Origin of the sequence: Cryobacterium sinapicolor, assembly GCF_004403465.1 — a bacterium.
GTDB classification, from domain to species: Bacteria; Actinomycetota; Actinomycetes; order Actinomycetales; family Microbacteriaceae; genus Cryobacterium; species Cryobacterium sinapicolor.
In genome coordinates this window covers 88,437-103,852 of the sequence record NZ_SOGQ01000032.1, presented here as the reverse complement: position 1 = coordinate 103,852, position 15,416 = coordinate 88,437, and the positions used below count along the sequence as shown (strand labels likewise).

At 63.1% G+C, this 15,416-nt stretch carries 15 protein-coding genes; 7 read left to right on the top strand and 8 right to left on the bottom strand.

Going from position 1 to position 15,416, the window contains the following annotated elements; genetic code table 11:
* Positions 1–239: 239 nt before the first annotated feature.
* The 3 genes from dhaM to dhaK are packed head-to-tail and all read right to left on the bottom strand — an operon-like array spanning position 240 to position 2,587.
* The gene (gene dhaM / locus E3T28_RS07085) at positions 240–926 is read right to left on the bottom strand and encodes a dihydroxyacetone kinase phosphoryl donor subunit DhaM (protein WP_134429267.1); all 687 of its coding nucleotides are present in this window, start codon (positions 924–926) and stop codon (positions 240–242) included.
* A gap of 1 nt (position 927) precedes the next feature.
* A complete protein-coding gene (gene dhaL / locus E3T28_RS07080; RefSeq protein ID WP_134429265.1) occupies positions 928–1,566 on the bottom strand; it encodes a dihydroxyacetone kinase subunit DhaL in 639 nt (212 codons plus the stop codon).
* 19 nt (positions 1,567–1,585) lie between these two features.
* Positions 1,586–2,587 carry a dihydroxyacetone kinase subunit DhaK gene (dhaK, locus tag E3T28_RS07075; protein ID WP_134429263.1) on the bottom strand — a complete coding sequence of 334 codons (1,002 nt, stop codon included), beginning with the start codon at positions 2,585–2,587 and terminating at the stop codon, positions 1,586–1,588.
* A 224-nt stretch (positions 2,588–2,811) separates the two neighbouring features.
* On the opposite strand from dhaK, the gene E3T28_RS07070 reads away from it, so the two are divergent.
* Complete coding sequence (locus tag E3T28_RS07070) at positions 2,812–3,576, top strand: MIP/aquaporin family protein (RefSeq protein ID WP_134429261.1); 765 nt, start codon at positions 2,812–2,814, stop codon at positions 3,574–3,576.
* Positions 3,577–3,684: 108 nt separating this feature from the next.
* Positions 3,685–5,199 carry a glycerol kinase GlpK gene (gene glpK, locus E3T28_RS07065; RefSeq protein ID WP_134429259.1) on the top strand — a complete coding sequence of 505 codons (1,515 nt, stop codon included), beginning with the start codon at positions 3,685–3,687 and terminating at the stop codon, positions 5,197–5,199.
* A gap of 23 nt (positions 5,200–5,222) precedes the next feature.
* Here glpK and trpD read toward each other — a convergent pair whose 3' ends face one another.
* Complete coding sequence (gene trpD / locus E3T28_RS07060) at positions 5,223–6,275, bottom strand: anthranilate phosphoribosyltransferase (RefSeq protein ID WP_134429257.1); 1,053 nt, start codon at positions 6,273–6,275, stop codon at positions 5,223–5,225.
* A gap of 141 nt (positions 6,276–6,416) precedes the next feature.
* On the opposite strand from trpD, the gene ctaE reads away from it, so the two are divergent.
* From ctaE to E3T28_RS07035, 5 genes are read left to right on the top strand one after another with little or no spacing between them, the layout of a single operon-like run.
* A complete protein-coding gene (ctaE, locus tag E3T28_RS07055) occupies positions 6,417–7,049 on the top strand; it encodes an aa3-type cytochrome oxidase subunit III (protein WP_134429254.1) in 633 nt (210 codons plus the stop codon).
* A gap of 22 nt (positions 7,050–7,071) precedes the next feature.
* Positions 7,072–7,884: a cytochrome bc1 complex diheme cytochrome c subunit gene (gene qcrC / locus E3T28_RS07050; RefSeq protein WP_134429252.1), complete on the top strand. Its 813-nt coding sequence runs from the start codon at positions 7,072–7,074 to the stop codon at positions 7,882–7,884.
* Positions 7,885–7,940: 56 nt separating this feature from the next.
* On the top strand, positions 7,941–9,014 hold the full coding sequence (gene qcrA, locus E3T28_RS07045) for a cytochrome bc1 complex Rieske iron-sulfur subunit (RefSeq protein WP_134429250.1): 1,074 nt from the start codon (positions 7,941–7,943) through the stop codon (positions 9,012–9,014).
* Positions 9,011–10,630 (top strand): cytochrome bc1 complex cytochrome b subunit, encoded by a 1,620-nt coding sequence (qcrB, locus tag E3T28_RS07040; RefSeq protein ID WP_174776808.1) that lies wholly within the window; start codon positions 9,011–9,013, stop codon positions 10,628–10,630. The genes qcrA and qcrB overlap by 4 nt, the downstream gene beginning before the upstream one ends.
* 30 nt (positions 10,631–10,660) lie before the next feature.
* On the top strand, positions 10,661–11,491 hold the full coding sequence (locus E3T28_RS07035) for a methyltransferase domain-containing protein (RefSeq protein WP_134429248.1): 831 nt from the start codon (positions 10,661–10,663) through the stop codon (positions 11,489–11,491).
* A 325-nt stretch (positions 11,492–11,816) separates the two neighbouring features.
* Here the strand turns inward: E3T28_RS07035 and ctaF are convergent, their stop codons facing one another.
* The 4 genes from ctaF to erpA all read right to left on the bottom strand — a co-directional run bounded on the left by ctaF (position 11,817) and on the right by erpA (position 15,406).
* Positions 11,817–12,239, bottom strand: a complete 423-nt coding sequence (ctaF, locus tag E3T28_RS07030; protein WP_134429246.1) for an aa3-type cytochrome oxidase subunit IV — start codon at positions 12,237–12,239, stop codon at positions 11,817–11,819.
* On the bottom strand, positions 12,240–13,979 hold the full coding sequence (gene ctaD / locus E3T28_RS07025; RefSeq protein ID WP_134429244.1) for an aa3-type cytochrome oxidase subunit I: 1,740 nt from the start codon (positions 13,977–13,979) through the stop codon (positions 12,240–12,242).
* A 3-nt stretch (positions 13,980–13,982) separates the two neighbouring features.
* Entirely contained in the window at positions 13,983–14,870 is an 888-nt protein-coding gene (gene ctaC / locus E3T28_RS07020; RefSeq protein WP_134429242.1) for an aa3-type cytochrome oxidase subunit II, read from the bottom strand.
* A 179-nt stretch (positions 14,871–15,049) separates the two neighbouring features.
* Complete coding sequence (erpA, locus tag E3T28_RS07015; protein ID WP_134429240.1) at positions 15,050–15,406, bottom strand: iron-sulfur cluster insertion protein ErpA; 357 nt, start codon at positions 15,404–15,406, stop codon at positions 15,050–15,052.
* Between the last annotated feature and the right edge of the window lie 10 nt (positions 15,407–15,416).

Genomic DNA, 15,416 nt, shown 5'->3' with positions numbered 1-15,416 from the left:
CAGGTGGTGCTCAACCACGCCGGTAGTGGGGCTGAACGACACGAATCACGCATCTGAACAGTGGGGCTCAACCGCACCACAAGTGGTGCCCAACGAAGCCAATATTCACATGATGCTCGGATGAGCCGCCGCCCACCTGGCCGGGGAACGCGTTCGGCTGCTCCCCCAGGGCATATTGTCTTTCACCAGGCGCTCAGACTCCGCCGAGTTGCATAATCGCCCAGGGCTGTGCAACGTGCCTATTCTTCTCCGAAGCCCGACTCCAGAAGGTCCCCGAGGGCTGCTACGGCCGCCGCTCCGTTCGCATCCGACGAAGAGATCTCCGCGCTCATGCCGCGGGTGAGTCCGAGCGACATCACGGCGAGCAGACTGGACGCGTCCTTACCGTTCACGGTGACCCGGGCCTCGAACGTGCTGGCGAGCTTCACGAAGTCGGCCGCCGGCCGGGCGTGCAGGCCAGCAGTGTTGACCAGGGTGACGGTTCGCGTGACCTGCTGCGGTAGCTCTGGGTCCGCGGCGACCTCGGACTCGGCCCCGATTGCGGACTGAGCGGCACGAACGACGGAGTCGAGGTCTCCCCCGACCTCGGCGGCGACGGCTGCCGCCACTCCCCCCTCGATGAGCGGCGCGTCCGCGATGCGTACCCGGGCACGAACCGCATCATCGAGGAAGTCCAACGCGGTTTCGGCCGTCAGGATGGCGGAGCCCAGATCACAAAGGAGCACCACGCCGGCGCCGGCATCAGCCTGCTCAATGCCGCTGAGCACCTTCGTGAAGCTCGTGCCGATCCCCCCGCCGTCCGTTCCGCCGGCCGGGACCATCCTCGTCTGTGGTGCCATTTGGCGCGCCAGATCCACGAGACCGTCGGCGATCTTCGTGCTGTGAGAGATGAATACGAGGCCGACGGACTGTTCAGGACCGGCCATGTCAGACCATCGAAGCGGTGTCGGCCGCTGCACGCAGCAGCAGGGCGGAAGACTGCGCTCCCGGGTCGCGGTGGCCGATGGCCCGTTCGCCCAGGTAGCTCGCCCGCCCCTTGCGCGCGACCCACGGTTCCGTCGCCTGCGCCCCTGACTCGGCGGCGACTGCCGCGGCCACGAGGATCGCCAGGTCGTCCGCGCCTTCGGCGCGGGCTGCCTCGGCTGCATCGACCGCAGGAGTCCAGGCGTCGACCATGGTCTTATCCCCGGACTCCGCCTTGCCGCGCAGAACGATGCCGTCCCGCGCTGCCGTCAGAAATGCGACCAGAGCAGAACCGTCAAGGTCGGCCGCGCCGGTCACAGCGACGGCCGCCTTGAGGAACGCAGTCCCATACAGCGGACCCGCGGCGCCGCCCACGGTTGAGATCAAGGTGGTCGCGACGAGCTTGAAGACGTCCCCGGGGTTCGCCTCGGACGGGAGATCCTCGAGTTTGGACAACACCGCCTGGAAACCACGATCCATGTTCTCGCCATGGTCACCGTCGCCGATTGCGCGGTCCAGATTGATCAATTCCACACGGTGCTCGCTCATCACAGCCGCACTGGTCCTGATCCAGGCCTTCGCCCAGGTGACGTCCAAATTCATTTGAGCTCCTTCTGCCGACCTACCGTCCCCACCGTAGCGCTGCCGTCTGGACGGGCGCATCCCACAGGGCGGTCAATTCGTCATCGAGTTTCAGCACGGTGATGGATGCCCCCTGCATCTCGAGCGACGTCGTGAAGTTGCCGACGAGGGTCCGGGTCACGTCGATCCCCTGCTCGGCCAACACCTCGGCGGCCCGTCGAAAGACGATGTACAGCTCGATCTGCGGTGTGCCACCCATACCGTTGACGAACAGGAGCACCTTGTCCCCGGCCACGAACGGAATGTCCTCGAGGATGGGGCCGAGGAGACGGTCGACGATGGCATCGGCAGGCTCGAGCTTGATGCGCGCGCGCCCCGGTTCGCCGTGGATCCCGATCCCGATCTCAATCTCGTCATCGGCGAGGGAGAAGCTGCCCTCCCCTGCGTGGGGAACAACGCAGGGAGTCAGGGCCACACCCATCGACCGGACACCGGAGATCACCCTCTCTGCGATCGCGGCCACGGTCTCCAGGGCGTCTCCACGCTCAGCGGATGCTCCAGCGATCTTTTCGACGAGGACCGTTCCGGCCACACCGCGTCGTCCGGCCGTGTAGAGCGAGTCCTTCACGGCGACGTCATCGTTGACCAGCACGGAGCGGACCTCGATGCCGTCGGCGGCGGCGAGGTCCGCGGCGGTCTCGAAATTCAGGACGTCCCCGGTGTAGTTCTTGACGATGTGCAGCACCCCTGCTCCCCCGTCCACCGCCTTCGTCGCGGCGAGGATCGGATCGGGTGTCGGCGAGGTGAAGACGGCGCCGGGCACGGCGGCATCCAGCATTCCGAAACCGACGAACCCGCCATGCAGGGGCTCGTGTCCGCTTCCTCCTCCGCTGACCAGACCCACTTTCCCGGTGACGGGGGCATCGCTGCGCACGATGTAGACCGGTTCCGTGGAAACCCGGACGATATCGGCGTGGGCAGCGCCGAACCCGGCCACGGCCTCCGCGACGACGTTCCTGGGATCATTGACGAGTTTCTTCATGTCTCTTCCTTCGATCGAGGTGGATGAACGGCCCGTCTACGGGCTGTTGTAGAGCAATGTGCAGTCCCGCCTCAACCTACGCGCTGCCCCCGTTACCGGTAAGGGGTTGTGATTTGCACGTCCACCGGCCCATTCCGCTGCGTTAATCGCCGCGCTATGTTATTGCCGATCACTCACTGCTTCGGGTTGCTTCGGCACCTCCAGCCTCACTAAGGAAGGTCAACGTGGACAATATTGGAGTCGTATTCTTATCGGAAGTGCTGGGCACGGCAATGCTGGTCCTCCTCGGAACCGGTGTGGTCGCCAACGTCGCGCTGGCCAAGAACAAGGGCCTTGGCGGCGGGTTCCTCATGGTCACATTCGGATGGGGCTTCGCGGTCTTCGCCGGCGTCATCGTCGCCTACAATTCCGGCGCGCACCTCAACCCGGCTGTCACCCTCGGTCTGGTCGCCTCGGGGGCGACGGAGTTCGGTTCGGGCGTCCCCGTGAACTTCCTTTCCGTCGTCACCTACATCGCGGCGCAGTTCCTCGGTGCGTTCATCGGAGCAATCATCTGCTGGGTGGCTTACAAACAGCACTTCGATGCAGAGCCGAACTCAGCCAACAAACTCGGCGTCTTCTCGACGGGTCCGGCCATCCGTTCTTACGGCTGGAACCTGACGACCGAGATCATCGGCACGTTCGTGCTCGTCTTCGTCGTACTCGCCTTCGGCGGAGGACGTCAGGGCGAGAGTGGCGGACTGGCCGCCCTCGGCGCACTGCCGGTTGCACTGCTCGTTATCGTTATCGGCACCTCCCTCGGAGGGCCGACCGGCTACGCAATCAACCCGGCACGAGACCTGGGTCCCCGCATCGCGCACTTCGTCCTGCCGATCAAGGGCAAGGGCCCATCCGACTGGGCGTATTCGTGGGTTCCGGTGATAGGGCCGGTCATTGGCGGTGTGCTCGCCGGATGGGCATCCCTGTTCCTCTTGCCTGTACTCACCTAGCCCTTCCCGTGGGCCGGTTCAGTCGATGAATCGGCCCACTCTTTGCGGTGTCACGCAATGGCGTGCGCTGGATCGAGCACAGATTTTCACAATTCAAGGAGGCATTCCATGGCAAAGTACGTCATCGCAATCGACCAGGGAACGACAAGTTCTCGAGCGATCGTTTTCGACAAAGCCGGCTCGGTGATCGCCGTCGGCCAGCACGAGCACGAACAGATCTTCCCGCGGGCCGGATGGGTGGAACACGACCCGATGGAGATCTGGAACAACACCCGTGAGGTCATCGGTCAGGCGCTGTCGAAGGCGAACCTGACCCGGCATGACATCGAGGCCGTGGGAATCACCAACCAACGCGAGACCGCCGTGGTCTGGGACCGCCACACCGGGCTTCCCGTCTACAACGCGATCGTCTGGCAAGACACACGCACCCAGCCGATCGTGGATCGTCTCGCTGCCGACGGCGGAGTCGAACGGTTCAAGGCCAAGGTGGGACTGCCGTTGGCGACCTACTTCTCCGGCACCAAGATCGTCTGGATCCTCGAGAACGTCGAGGGTGCCCGCGACAAGGCCGAGGCCGGCGACCTGATGTTCGGAACGACCGACTCCTGGGTACTGTGGAACCTCACCGGAGGGATCGAAGGCGGCGTCCATGCGACGGACGTCACCAATGCCAGCCGCACCATGTTCATGGACCTGAAGACCCTGCAGTGGGATGACGAGATCCTCGCCGCGTTCGACGTGCCGAAGTCGATGCTGCCCGAGATCCGCTCCTCCTCGGAGGTCTACGGGCTGGTGAACGAACACAGCCTGCTGCGGGAGGTGCCGATCGCCGGAATCCTGGGTGACCAGCAGGCCGCAACCTTCGGGCAGGCAGCCTTCGACCAGGGTGAGGCCAAGAACACCTACGGCACAGGTAACTTCCTGATCTTCAACACAGGCACCGACATCGTGCATTCGAAGAACGGTTTGCTCACCACCCTTGCCTACAAACTTGGCGACGCAGAACCTCACTACGCACTGGAGGGTTCGATCGCGGTCACCGGTGCCCTCGTTCAGTGGCTGCGGGACAACCTGGGAATGATCAGTACCTCCGAGGAAATCGAAACGCTGGCCAAAACCGTCGAAGACAATGGCGGCGCCTACTTCGTGCCGGCCTTCTCCGGACTCTTCGCGCCGTACTGGCGTTCGGACGCGCGCGGAGCCCTCGTCGGCTTGACCCGGTTCGTGAACAAGGGCCACATCGCCCGTGCCGCACTCGAGGCGACGGCGTTCCAGACCCGCGAGGTCCTTGACGCGGTCAACGCCGATTCGGGTGTGCCGCTGACCGAGTTGAAGGTCGACGGCGGCATGATCGCCAACAACACGCTCATGCAGTTCCAGGCCGACATCATCGGAGTACCGGTGGTGCGACCGGTCGTGGCCGAGACCACCGCACTCGGAGCCGCGTACGCCGCCGGCTTGGCAGTTGGGTTCTGGAGCGACCTCGACGAGCTGCGGGCCAACTGGCAGGAGGACAGCCGGTGGACGCCGCACATGGACGAGGAGGAGCGAAACCGCCAGCTGCGCAATTGGAAGAAGGCCGTCACAAAGACGTTCGGTTGGGTGGACGAGGACGTCGTTTAGCGCGCCAGCTCCGGCCGGTCGGGTCAGACCCGACTGGCCGCCACCCATTCGGCCAGCTTGGCCGTGGCCGCACCGGAGTCGACTGCCTCAGCGGCCACGGCCATCTTGGTGCGGAAACGATCAAGAATGTTGACCTGAGCCTGCCCAGGATCCTTTGCCAAGTCGAACGAGACCAGGCCGGCGGCCGCGTTCAGCAACACGATGTCACGGACCGCACCGAGCTCACCGCCCAGCATCGAATGGACAACGGTGGCATTGTGTTGCGCATCCGCGCCAACCAACTCACTGATCGACGACCGACGGATACCCAGGTCCCGCGGATCGATGTCGTGCTCCGTCACCAGCCCCCGCGACACCTCCCAGATATGGCTGTGACCGGTCGTGGTCAGTTCGTCCAGACCGTCGTCGCCCCGGAAAACCAGGGCCGTCGCCCCGCGGGTCTGGAAGACACCCACGATAAGCGGAACGCGGTCCAGATTGGCGACGCCGACGGCTGACGCCTCGGGACGAGCCGGGTTGCACAACGGGCCGAGGTAGTTGAACACGGTGGGGATGCCGAGTTCCTTACGCGCCTGGGCGGCATGCCGAAACCCCGGGTGGAACGCCGCGGCGTAGGCAAAGGTGATCCCGGCGGTATCCAGAATGGCCGCGACCTTGTCGGCAGTCAGCGTCAGATCGATGCCGAGGGCAGCGAGCACGTCCGAGGAACCCGACGCGGAGCTCGCGGCCCGATTGCCGTGCTTGACCACGGGGACGCCGACCCCCGCACAGACGATGGAGGCCATCGTCGAGATGTTGACGGTACCGAATCGGTCCCCGCCGGTCCCGACGATATCCAGGGCCATCGGGTTCACCGCCAGGGGGACGGCATGTTCAAGGATCGCATCCCGGAAACCGACGATTTCATCCACGGTTTCACCCTTCGCGCGGAGGGCCACGAGGAAGCCGGCCAGTTGAGCCGGAGTCGCCTCCCCGAGCATGACCTGCTGCATGCTCCAGGCGGCATCGGACACGCTGAGGTCCTCCCCCGAAAGCAGGGCGTTGAGGACGTTTGGCCAAGACTGAATTTCAAGCATGAGAAGATTTTAGCGAGATCGTCGGACCGCCCAGAATTCACTTCCGGAGGCGCGTTTGTTGCAATCAGGTAGTCATTCCGGCAAATGAGCGACAGGCCTGTCCGGATGACAATAACCACTCCACAAATCGGCCATAATGGAATGGTGACGAGCCCATCTATTACGTACACGGTCAATGCGCCCGTTGTTAACCGGCCCAACAGCGTGGCTGTTGGCACTATCGTCTGGCTGGGCAGCGAAGTCATGTTCTTCGCCGGCCTATTCGCCATTTACTTCACACTGCGGTCGACGTCACCGGAGTTGTGGTTGTTCGAGACGGAGAAGCACGGCTTCGGCTTCGCCCTGGTGAACACGCTGATCCTCGTGTCCTCCTCGGTGACCTGCCAGTTCGGCGTGTTTGCCGCTGAACGCCTGCAATCACGTTCGACCGGATGGAAGCCGAGCCAGTGGGGCATGGTCGAGTGGTTCTTCCTCACCTACGCCCTCGGCGCCATTTTCGTGTCCGGCCAGGTCTTCGAATACGCGACTCTCGTTTCCGAGGGAGTGTCACTCACCAGCAATGCCTACGGCTCTGCGTTCTACCTCACCACCGGTTTCCACGGAATCCACGTGACCGCTGGCCTGATCGCCTTCCTGCTCGTCATCGGGCGCGCTTTCGCCGTCAAGAACTTCGGCCATAAGGAAGCAACCAGCGCCATCGTCGTGTCCTACTACTGGCACTTCGTCGACGTTGTCTGGATCGGGCTGTTCCTCGTCATTTATGTTCTTAAATAGAAAGTCGGAGTGGACACCACGTATGACCACGATTAGCACACCCAAGCAGACCGGCGGTCGCAAAGCCGGACGTCGCAGCCCGCTTGCCAGCGTCGCCCTCATCGCGATCGGACTCCTCTTCACGGGAGGCGCTTACGCCGCTTTCAGCACGAGTACGGCGAGTGCCGAAACGAATGCTGCCTCCCAGCAGACCGTCGGTGAAGGCCAGAAGCTCTTCGCCGCGAACTGCGCCACCTGTCACGGATTGGAAGCGGCAGGCACCGAGGCCGGCCCCAGCCTGATTGGCGTGGGCGCGGCGTCAGTCGACTTCCAGGTCGGCACCGGGCGCATGCCGATGCAGTTGAACGGACCGCAGGCTGAGAAGAAGGCCGTCCAGTTCACAGACGAGCAGATCGCCTCTCTCGCCGCCTATGTCGCGTCCCTCGCGCCGGGTCCGGCACTTCCGGATGCGTCACTCCTCGACGGTGAGGGCGATGCCGCCAACGGAGCCGAGCTGTTCCGCATCAACTGCGCGATGTGCCACAACGTCGCCGGCGCCGGCGGTGCTCTCACCCAGGGCAAATACGCTCCTGCTCTGGCCGGGGTCACCGAAAAGCACATCTATGAGGCCATGGTCACCGGCCCGCAGAATATGCCCGTGTTCAACGACATGAACATCTCCCCGGAGAGCAAGCGGGACATCATCACCTACCTCAAGTACCTGGACAACAACCCGTCTCCCGGTGGATTCGCCCTGGGCGCCCTTGGACCGGTCTCGGAAGGTCTTTTCCTGTGGATCTTCGGTCTCGGATCCATCGTCGCCTTGACGGTGTGGATCACCGCGAAGTCGAACTGATCACCGCCCAGGTCTGACACAAACTGTTTTTATGAGAATTCCGATGAAGGAGAACAATGGCCATGGACGATAACAGCGGGAAGGACTTGACCGCCGCTGACTCGTCGAGCGTCGGGCATGAGGGGGCTCCCGCAGGCACGGCCGTCGTCGTACGGGATGCAGTGGCCAACCCGGGCTTCCCCCCACACCGCCCGCGCGTCACCGATCTCAACCCGAGCGCGGAACGTCGCGCCGAGCGAACCGTCTACACGCTGTTCTACCTGTCGATCGTCGGCAGCGTTTTCGCGATTGTGGCCTACATGGTTTTTCCGATCATCCCGGAAGAACCGGATTCGGTTCGTCTGAACAACCTCTTCATCGGACTAGGCCTCACTCTCGCCCTGCTCGCCATCGGCATCGGGGCCGTGCACTGGGGCAAGGCCCTGATGTTCGACCACGAAGGCGTCGACGAGCGTCACCCCGTGCGGGGGTCCGATGAGACCCGCGAACGTGCGGTCGAGATCTTCCACGAGGCCAATGTCGAATCGGGTATCGGTCGCCGCACCCTGATCCGGAACAGTCTGATCGGGGCGCTGATCGCCTTCCCGCTGCCGGCCGTCGTGCTGTTCCGCGGATTGGGCCCCCAGGACACCAACCCGGCTGCTCTGCTCGAACACACCATGTGGAAGAAGGGCACCAGGCTCGCCATCGACCCCACGGGCACGCCGATCAAGGCCTCGGACGTCACTCTCGGTTCTGCGTTCCACGTGATCCCCGAGGGTTTGCAGGACCTCGGTCACGGCAAACTCGAGGAGAAGGCCAAGGCCGCGGTTCTTTTGATGCGCCTGAAGCCGGAAGACATCAACGAGCCCGCCGACAAGAAGGATTGGTCGTACGACGGTATCGTCGCGTACTCGAAGATCTGCACGCACGTCGGATGTCCGGTCGCGCTCTACGAGCAGCAGACCCACACGCTCCTATGCCCCTGTCACCAGTCGCAATTCGACGTGACGAACCAGTGCGAGGTCATCTTCGGTCCGGCTAAGCGCCCACTGCCGCAGCTGCCCATCACGGTAGACTCCGAGGGTTACCTCATTGCACAGAGCGATTTCACTGAACCCGTCGGACCGAGCTTCTGGGAGCGGAATTGAGTACTGCAACTACGACCACTGAGCTGGTCGAAACGAAGAAGTCCGGTGGTCTCACCGGGGCCGCCGCAAACTACATCGACGAGCGCACGAGCATCTCGACTGCGGTCAAGGAGCTGGGTCGCAAGATCTTCCCCGACCACTGGTCCTTTCTGCTCGGTGAGGTCGCTCTCTACAGCTTCGTCATCATCCTCCTGTCCGGTTCGTTCCTGACCTTCTTCTTCAGCGCGTCGATGACGCCGGTGGAATACGACGGCTCATACATGCCGCTCAAGGGTGTGGAAATGTCCGCGGCGATGGCATCTTCTCTCGACATCTCCTTCGACATCCGCGGCGGACTCCTCATGCGCCAGGTACACCACTGGGCAGCACTGCTCTTCGTGGCCGCCATCGGGCTCCACATGCTCCGCATCTACTTCACCGGAGCGTTCCGCAAGCCGCGCGAACTGAACTGGGTCATCGGCTTCGTGCTGTTCATCCTGGCCATGGCCGAAGGTTTCACCGGTTACTCTCTCCCCGACGATCTGCTCTCCGGAAACGGACTGCGGATCATCGACGGAATGGTCAAGGGAATGCCGCTCGTCGGTACCTGGATCTCCTTCCTTCTCTTCGGCGGCGAGTTCCCAGGTGAGGCGATCGTCGGTCGTCTCTACTCCCTGCACATCCTCCTGCTGCCGGCTATCATCGTGGCGTTGATCGCAATGCACCTGCTCTTCGTGGTCGTGCACAAGCACACCCAGTACCCCGGTGCCGGACGCACCAACCAGAACGTGGTCGGTTACCCGGTTCTCCCGGTGTACGCGGCCAAGGCCGGCGGATTCTTTTTCATCGTCTTCGGCATCGTGATGCTGATGGCATCGCTGTTCACGATCAACCCCATCTGGAACTACGGCCCCTACGATCCTTCCCCTGTTTCGGCTGGAACACAGCCGGACTGGTACATCGGTTTCGCTGATGGAGCCCTTCGTCTGATCCCGCCGGGGCTCGAGTTCGTGTGGCTGGACCGCACCTGGTCCTTCAATATTCTGATCCCGCTCGTGACGCTCGGCCTCTTCATCCTGGTTGTCCTCATCTACCCGTTCATCGAGGCGTGGGTGACCGGGGACAAGCGTGAGCACCACATCCTCGACCGCCCCCGGAACGCCCCGACACGCACCGCCATCGGTGCCGCCGGCGTCACTTTCTACGCGGTGCTGTGGGCGACGGCCTCCTCGGACATCATCGCAACGCACTTCAAGGTGACAATGGAAGGAGTGATCCACACCATGCAGTTCCTGGCTATCGTGGGTCCGTTCATCGCCTTCTTCGTGACGAAGCGGATTTGCCTGGCGCTGCAGAAGAAGGATCGCGAAATTGTCCTTCACGGTTACGAGTCCGGACGCATCGTTCGTTTGCCTGGCGGCGAGTACATCGAAGTCCACCAGCCTGTCGACGAATACGAGCGCTGGAAGCTGGTCAGCTACAACGACTACAAGCCGCTCATGATCCGTCCGAATTCCCAGGGCAAGATCACGGTCGGGCAGAAAGCCCGTGCCGGGATGTCCCGCTGGTTCTTCGAGGACCGGATCGAACCGGTCTCCAGCACGGAACTCGAACGGTCGCACTCCGACCACCACTAGGCTCCGGCCGAAACTACAGAACGGGCATCGATGTCCCTCCAGACCCTGTCGGAGTGGCTTCGGTGCCCGAACTGTTTTCTCCCGCTCTCGCCCAACGAGCCTCTGGCCCTGCGGTGCGGGTCTGGACATTCGTTCGACGTGAACAAGCGCGGGTATGTGTCTCTGGCCGGCAGCGCGAGCGGTTTGATCGGCGACAGCGCCGCGATGGTCGACGCGCGCGCCCTCTTCCTCGAAACCGGCTGGTACCAACCGCTGCGTGAGCGCCTCGCCGAGCGGGTAGCGGCCGAGGATCCCACTCGGGTTCTGGACATCGGCTGCGGAACCGGCTATTACCTGCAGGGCATCCTCACGCACTCTCCGGCCGTCCGCGCTCTGGGCATGGATCTCTCCCCCGTGGCGGTCCGGCGCACCGTGAGCGGTCAAACTCACGTTGACGGGTTGGTAGCGGACGTCTGGTCCCCACTGCCGGTGCGTGATGCCTCAGCTGACGTGATCGTCAACGTCTTCGCTCCCCGGAACGCGTCTGAATTCCACCGAGTGCTTCGCGAGCATGGCCTGCTCTTCGTCGTCGTGCCGCAGGCGTCCCACCTCCGGGAGCTCCGGGCGGCCGGTCTGGCACTCGACGTACCCGCGAATAAAGGTGCGCACCTGTCCGCGGCTCTGTCCCCCGCCTTCGAACTCGAAACGCGGGACGAGCTGTCGTCCACGCTGAGGCTCGAACCGGCCCAGGCATCCGCTCTGATCGGGATGGGCCCCTCCTCCCACCACACGGATGCTGCGGCGCTCGCGCGCCAGCTGAGCGGCGTGCAGACCGTCACGGCGTCCTTCGAGCTGTTGGGATACCGGCGGCTCTCGAACTGACAGCGGCGCGTCCGCTGCTGGTTCAGCACACCTCGACTGCGTTGCCTGCCGCGATTCAGGCTGGTCAGTGTCCCGCGCGACGCTGACCAGTGTCCCGCTTCGGAATCGCCGGTATCGGCCGACGCACCACGCTGGCGGGTGCCGGATGGGCCGCGGGGCTCACGGTATCGATCAGACTCCCGGAGGACGGCACCCCCCGACTCGCCCGACCGGACGGCCTTACCAGCTTCTCAACACTTCGGATGCAGGCGACGACAGAACGGCGCCCAAGACCAGTGTCCGGAGCGCCGTTCGTCCGTGCCGTAGGCACGTGAGTGAGTTTAGATCAACGAGCGAAGTTGCCTCGATAGTACTCGTACACCCAGCCGACGAGGCAGATGACACCGATACCCAAGGCGATTATCGAGATCCACACGCCCACAGCCAGACCCAGGAAGAGCAGAGCGGCGCTGGCGGCCAGCAGGATAGGCCACCAGCTCCACGGGCTGTAGAAGCCGACCTCGGGGTCACCGTCGTCAATATTCGCGTCGAGGCGGTCCTCGGGAAGTTCGCCGCCCTGGGCGCTATGCACGCGTCCCAGATAGAAGGCGATAAAACTGAAGAGGATGGCAGACAGGCCGAGTGCGAACGTGCCAGCCCACTCAACCTTGTTTTGCAGCGGGTCGACGAGGCCCCAGATGACATAGGCCACCGTGATCACGACGAAAAAACCCGTCAGAATCCAGAGCAGATTTACGTTGGCTCTCATCTACTTTATCCTTTGCGACGCGGCGTCGTACGTAGGGGCATCCGGTGCATCCTTTGCCGGCCCGATACCGACCGTAATGGGCGCCTCCGGGTGGTTCAGGTCGAACGCAGGGCGCTCAGACCGGATGCGAGGGATGGAGGTGAAGTTATGACGGGGCGGCGGGCAGGACGTCGCCCACTCGAGTGACCCTCCGTAGCCCCACGGGTCATTCACGGTGACCATGGGAGCCTTGCGGGCAGTGATGTAGACGTTCAGGAAGAACGGGATCATCGAGACCGCGAGGATAACCGAACCGATCGTGGACAACTGGTTCATCCACGTGAAACCGTCTTCGGGCAGGTACGAGGCGTAGCGCCGCGGCATGCCGACGACGCCCAACCAGTGCTGCACCAGGAAGGTCGTGTGGAAACCGATGAAGAGAATCCAGAAGTGCCACTTGCCGAGGCTCTCGTTGAGCATCTTGCCGGTCCACTTCGGCCACCAGAAATAGAACCCGCTGAACATCGCGAAGACCACGGTGCCGAAGATGACGTAGTGGAAGTGCGCGACGACGAAGTACGTGTCGGAGACGTGGAAGTCGAGGGGCGGGGAAGCCAGGATGACGCCGGTGAGACCCCCGAAGGTGAACGTGACCAGGAAGCCGAGGGCCCACAGCATGGGCGTCTCGAAGGTCAGGGATCCGCGCCACATGGTTCCGATCCAGTTGAAGATCTTCACCCCGGTGGGCACGGCGATGAGCATGGTCATCAGGGAGAAGAACGGCAGGAGGACAGAGCCGGTGACGTACATGTGGTGCGCCCAGACCGCCACGGACAGGGCCGCGATGGAGATGGTCGCGTAGATCAGGGTCTTGTACCCGAAGATCGGCTTGCGGCTGAAGACCGGGAAGACCTCAGACACGATGCCGAAGAACGGCAGCGCGATGATGTAGACCTCGGGATGCCCGAAGAACCAGAACAGGTGCTGCCACAGGATGGCTCCACCGTTGGCCGGATCGTAGATGTGCGAGAGAAAGATGCGGTCTGAAGCGGCGGCCAGCAGGGCCGCGGCGAGGACCGGGAACGCCATCAGGACGAGAAGGGACGTGACCAGGGTGTTCCAGGTGAAGATGGGCATCCGGAACATGGTCATTCCGGGGGCGCGCATCGTGATCACCGTGGTGATGAAGTTCACGGCGCCGAGAATCGTTCCGAAACCGCTCAGCCCGAGCCCGACCATCCAGAGGTTGCCGCCGACGCCCGGGGAGAACGTCGTACTGGCGAGAGGCTGATAGGCGAACCAGCCGAAGGACGCTGCACCCTGCGGAGTGAGAAACCCGCCGATGGCAACGAGGCTGCCGAAGAAGAACGCCCAGAACGAGAAGGCGTTCAATCGGGGGAACGCCACGTCGGGAGCGCCGATCTGCAGCGGCATGAGGGAGTTGGCGAATCCGAAGAACAATGGCGTCGCGAACATCAGAAGCATGATGGTGCCGTGCATGGTGAAGAGCTGGTTGTACTGTTCCTTCGTCTGTACGACCTCGAGGCCGGGGGCGAAGAGCTGTGCGCGGATGACCAGGGCCATGACTCCGGCGAGGCAGAAGTAGACGAAGGACGTGATCAGGTACATGTACCCGATGACCTTGTGGTCGGTGGAGGTGATCCAACGGACGATGACGTTACCCTTGCGGTCAACGCCGGGGGGCCGGCGCGATGCTGTCGGGGCGGCCGGTGAGGTAGGCGCCGTAGTGGTGGTAGTCATGGACTAGTTGCCCTCCTGCTCGGTCGGGGCTGTCGTGCCCGGCTGGTTCTGGTTGCGTTCGTACTCGAGCCCGAGCTGTCCGTCGTTGCCTGCGGCACGGAGGGAGTCGATGTAGGACTCGTAGTCAGCCTCGGATACGACCTCGACCTTGAACAGCATCAAGGAGTGGTACTCGCCGCACAACTCGGCGCACTTACCGGAGTAAGTCCCGATGCGCTCCGGGATGACGGACATGTAGTTCGTCTTGCCGGGGATCATGTCCTTCTTGTACAGGAAGTCCACCACCCAGAACGAGTGGATGACATCGCGGGCGTCGAGCGCCAGTTCGACTTTCTTGCCGACCGGCAGGACGAGGGTGGGGATCTCAGACTGAACCAGCGAGCCGGCCGGTCCGTCGACGTCGGGCTGACCCTGGATTCCGGCGGTGTACACGTCTTCATTGATGTAGTTGAAGTCCCACGCCCACTGCTTGCCGATGACCTGGACCTTGACCTCGGGCTCATCGAAGCGTGCCTCGATCTGCGCTTGGTCCCGCGCGGTGAAGGCGAAGAAGCCGACCACGAGAATGAGGGGAACGACCGTGTAGAAGATTTCGATCGGCATGTTGTACCGCAGTTGTACCGGGAGGCCGGTCTGGCCCTTGCGGCGCCGGTAGACCACGACAGCCCAGATCGTCAGCCCCCAGGTGAGAAGCCCCACGATCATCAGAACGATCCAGGAAGTTGTCCACAAACCGGAAATGCGCTCAGTCTGATTGGTCACCGCCGGCTCGCCCTCGATGAAACCGGGGAGGTAGCCATGGAGCTGGGCTTGCGAGCAACCTGCTAGAACAAGGGCCAACGACGCTGCGATCGGAATTGCAGCCCATCGGAGACGATGGTTTTTGCGCACCAGTAACCTTTCGGTGAGACTCGACGACACTTAACGGAAAGTGCTTTTATAGACTTCAAGCCTACTGCGGGTGGCACGTTCCGTTGTGCAAGAACAGGCCGCCTGAGGTAACGAATTCGCCGCCAGTCGCAGTATTCGCAGTGCTGTCGTTCCGTTGCTGTTCAATTGAAGCTGCGGGATCAACTGAAGGAATCTCCACACGCGCAACTGCCGCCGGCATTGGGATTGTCGATGGTGAACCCCTGCTTCTGGATGGTGTCCTCGAAGTCGATGGATGCCCCATCCAGGTAGGGAACACTCATTTTGTCGACGACGACCTCGACCCCATCGAAGTCGACCAGCGCGTCCCCTTCGAGCACTCGCTCATCGAAATACAGCTGGTAGATGAGGCCGGAACAGCCGCCGGGTTGCACGGCGACGCGCAGGCGAAGGTCTTCTCTTCCCTCCTGGGCGAGCAGGCTCCGCACCTTGTCGGCGGCGGCGGCGCTCAGACCCACGCCATGGGCGGCTGTGCTGGTGACGACTGTGTCGGTCATGGGGCTCCTC

What these genes read in the sequence shown, in the direction of transcription:
- trpD (WP_134429257.1), bottom strand. Translation starts at nt 6,275, where the DNA reads ATGCTTGAAATTCAGTCTTGGCCAAACGTCCTCAACGCCCTGCTTTCG.
- ctaF (WP_134429246.1), bottom strand. Translation starts at nt 12,239, where the DNA reads ATGAGAGCCAACGTAAATCTGCTCTGGATTCTGACGGGTTTTTTCGTC.
- ctaD (WP_134429244.1), bottom strand. Translation starts at nt 13,979, where the DNA reads ATGACTACCACCACTACGGCGCCTACCTCACCGGCCGCCCCGACAGCA.
- ctaE (WP_134429254.1), top strand. Translation starts at nt 6,417, where the DNA reads ATGGTGACGAGCCCATCTATTACGTACACGGTCAATGCGCCCGTTGTT.
- qcrC (WP_134429252.1), top strand. Translation starts at nt 7,072, where the DNA reads ATGACCACGATTAGCACACCCAAGCAGACCGGCGGTCGCAAAGCCGGA.
- dhaM (WP_134429267.1), bottom strand. Translation starts at nt 926, where the DNA reads ATGGCCGGTCCTGAACAGTCCGTCGGCCTCGTATTCATCTCTCACAGC.
- dhaL (WP_134429265.1), bottom strand. Translation starts at nt 1,566, where the DNA reads ATGAATTTGGACGTCACCTGGGCGAAGGCCTGGATCAGGACCAGTGCG.
- E3T28_RS07035 (WP_134429248.1), top strand. Translation starts at nt 10,661, where the DNA reads ATGTCCCTCCAGACCCTGTCGGAGTGGCTTCGGTGCCCGAACTGTTTT.
- glpK (WP_134429259.1), top strand. Translation starts at nt 3,685, where the DNA reads ATGGCAAAGTACGTCATCGCAATCGACCAGGGAACGACAAGTTCTCGA.
- erpA (WP_134429240.1), bottom strand. Translation starts at nt 15,406, where the DNA reads ATGACCGACACAGTCGTCACCAGCACAGCCGCCCATGGCGTGGGTCTG.
- qcrA (WP_134429250.1), top strand. Translation starts at nt 7,941, where the DNA reads ATGGCCATGGACGATAACAGCGGGAAGGACTTGACCGCCGCTGACTCG.
- dhaK (WP_134429263.1), bottom strand. Translation starts at nt 2,587, where the DNA reads ATGAAGAAACTCGTCAATGATCCCAGGAACGTCGTCGCGGAGGCCGTG.